At 54.5% G+C, this 3181-nt stretch carries 2 tRNA genes and 2 rRNA genes (1 of these 4 only partly in view); all 4 read right to left on the reverse strand.

Features of this window, described 5'->3' with window-relative positions:
- Nucleotides 1-745 (reverse strand): 23S ribosomal RNA (locus GRI75_RS14305); it reaches 2048 nt to the left of the window's first position.
- A gap of 249 nt (nt 746-994) precedes the next feature.
- Nucleotides 995-1070, reverse strand: a tRNA-Ala gene (locus GRI75_RS14310).
- Between the two features lie 69 nt (nt 1071-1139).
- A tRNA-Ile gene (locus tag GRI75_RS14315) sits at nt 1140-1216 on the reverse strand.
- A 169-nt stretch (nt 1217-1385) separates the two neighbouring features.
- A 16S ribosomal RNA gene (locus GRI75_RS14320) occupies nt 1386-2874 on the reverse strand.
- Together the 16S and 23S rRNA genes with 2 tRNA genes alongside form the textbook arrangement of a ribosomal RNA operon.
- Between the last annotated feature and the right edge of the window lie 307 nt (nt 2875-3181).

A 3181-nucleotide genomic window follows, 5' to 3' on the forward strand; every position in this document is an offset into this window, starting at 1 on the left:
ACCGCACCTTCAACCTGGTCATGCCTAGATCGCCGGGTTTCGGGTCTAATCCAACATACTCAGTCGCCCTATTCAGACTCGCTTTCGCTACGCCTACACCTAACGGCTTAAGCTCGCATGTTAGATTAAGTCACTGACCCATTATGCAAGAGGTACGCTGTCACCCCCCAAAGGGGCTCCAACTGATTGTAAGCATTCGGTTTCAGGTACTATTTCACTCCCCTAATCGGGGTGCTTTTCACCTTTCCCTCACGGTACTAGTTCGCTATCGGTCATGTACGAGTATTTAGGCTTGGAGGGTGGTCCCCCCATGTTCAGACAGGATTTCACGTGTCCCGCCCTACTCGAGTCCTTCATCATCACTTTTGCATACGGGGCTGTCACCCGCTATGGCCACTCTTTCCAAAGTGTTCTGCTAGTTGAAATGAAGGCACTGGCCTGGTCCGCGTTCGCTCGCCACTACTAACGGAATCTCGGTTGATGTCTTTTCCTCCAGGTACTGAGATGTTTCAGTTCCCCGGGTTCGCTTCACCAAAGCTATATATTCACTTCGGTGATACCTTATCCACCTCACTCACCCTGTGATCGCTCACAGAACGAGAGAAATGGTGAAGGTGGGTTTCCCCATTCGGAAATCGCCGGATCAAAGTTTGCTCACAACTCCCCGACGCTTATCGCAGCGTGCCACGTCCTTCTTCGCCTGTACATGCCAAGGCATCCACCAAATGCTCTTACCTCACGCTTGAGAATCCACACCATCAACGACAGGCCTGCATAAAGCCCGCGCTGTAATAGGTGCGGAAGATAATCTCAGCCAGATATTACATCTGTAAGTGCCGCACCGCGCCGATCGTAAAGATCGGGCGCCATGCGCCACGGCATCGATTAAAAACCCATTCACAATGTCAAAGACGCGAGAGCAGATCTCTCGCTAGCCGAGCCCAAATCGCTTTGGGTCGGATTTCGTGTTTCTTCATCCCTGGAGTATTGAACCTGGTGGAGCCTATCGGGATCGAACCGATGACCCCCTGCTTGCAAAGCAGGTGCTCTCCCAGCTGAGCTAAGGCCCCCTACCATGGCTGCCGTCCTTGCATTGGTGCGATCCAGCTTACGCTAAATCGTCTCCAACGCTGCGGATATGGTGGGCCGAGTAGGAGTTGAACCTACGACCTCACGCTTATCAGGCGTGCGCTCTAACCACCTGAGCTACCGGCCCCCACAACGACGCTGGCCAAAAGGCCGCAGGCGGCGTGAGCCAGCTCAGGCTAAACAGCGCTGATGCGCTGCTCTCCAGTGATGAAGGGACATGAGGACGACGGCATGTTCTCAAGATTTCGCGAAGCTCTTCCGGATGCGAGACCCGGCGCTTTCGAGAAAATCCTTAGAAAGGAGGTGATCCAGCCGCAGGTTCCCCTACGGCTACCTTGTTACGACTTCACCCCAGTCGCTGATCCCACCGTGGTCGCCTGCCTCCCTTGCGGGTTAGCGCAGCGCCTTCGGGTGAAACCAACTCCCATGGTGTGACGGGCGGTGTGTACAAGGCCTGGGAACGTATTCACCGCGGCATGCTGATCCGCGATTACTAGCGATTCCGCCTTCATGCCCTCGAGTTGCAGAGGACAATCCGAACTGAGACGACTTTTTGAGATTAGCTAGCCCTTGCGGGATCGCTGCTCACTGTCATCGCCATTGTAGCACGTGTGTAGCCCAGCTTGTAAGGGCCATGAGGACTTGACGTCATCCCCACCTTCCTCCGGCTTATCACCGGCGGTTTCCTTAGAGTTCCCAACTGAATGATGGCAACTAAGGACGAGGGTTGCGCTCGTTGCGGGACTTAACCCAACATCTCACGACACGAGCTGACGACAGCCATGCAGCACCTGTCACCGGTCCAGCCGAACTGAAGGAGAGAGTCTCCTCTCCCCGCGACCGGGATGTCAAAAGCTGGTAAGGTTCTGCGCGTTGCTTCGAATTAAACCACATGCTCCACCGCTTGTGCAGGCCCCCGTCAATTCCTTTGAGTTTTAATCTTGCGACCGTACTCCCCAGGCGGATAACTTAATGCGTTAGCTGCGCCACCCAAGCTCTATGAGCCCGGACAGCTAGTTATCATCGTTTACGGCGTGGACTACCAGGGTATCTAATCCTGTTTGCTCCCCACGCTTTCGCACCTCAGCGTCAATACTTGTCCAGCGAGTCGCCTTCGCCACTGGTGTTCTTCCGAATATCTACGAATTTCACCTCTACACTCGGAATTCCACTCGCCTCTCCAAGATTCTAGCCATCCAGTTTCAGAGGCAGTTCCGGGGTTGAGCCCCGGGATTTCACCCCTGACTTGAAAAGCCGCCTACGTGCGCTTTACGCCCAGTAATTCCGAACAACGCTAGCTCCCTCCGTATTACCGCGGCTGCTGGCACGGAGTTAGCCGGAGCTTATTCTCCAGGTACTGTCATTATCATCCCTGGTAAAAGAGCTTTACAACCCTAAGGCCTTCATCACTCACGCGGCATTGCTGGATCAGGCTTTCGCCCATTGTCCAATATTCCCCACTGCTGCCTCCCGTAGGAGTCTGGGCCGTGTCTCAGTCCCAGTGTGGCTGATCATCCTCTCAGACCAGCTATGGATCGTCGCCTTGGTAGGCCTTTACCCCACCAACTAGCTAATCCAACGCGGGCCCATCTAAAGGCGATAAATCTTTGGTCCGAAGACATTATTCGGTATTAGCACCCCTTTCGGGGAGTTATTCCGAACCTAAAGGCAGGTTCCCACGCGTTACGCACCCGTGCGCCACTAGACCCGAAGGTCTCGTTCGACTTGCATGTGTTAGGCATGCCGCCAGCGTTCGTTCTGAGCCAGGATCAAACTCTCAAGTTTGAGTCACGATTAAACCAGGCACGACCCGAAGATCGCCATCCCAGAATAACCGAACTGCAAGGAGCCGATTACCTGCACTGTCAAACGTAATGGATACGAGAGACAATGTGAGTATCGACTTAGCTTAAACCGGTATCCGGAGCCTTGAGGTCCCCGGACCGGGCGCCGTCGCCCACATGTCCCTTCATCAAAAACCGACAATGTCAAAGAACCAACCAACATAAGAGGCGGACAGTCGTGCCTCCCCGCTTATACCCGGGGGACCTACCGTCCGTTTATGTTGGCGACCGAAGCGGCGAGAACCGGT

This window comes from Croceibacterium soli (genome assembly GCF_009828065.1).
GTDB classification, from domain to species: Bacteria; Pseudomonadota; Alphaproteobacteria; order Sphingomonadales; family Sphingomonadaceae; genus Croceibacterium_B; species Croceibacterium_B soli.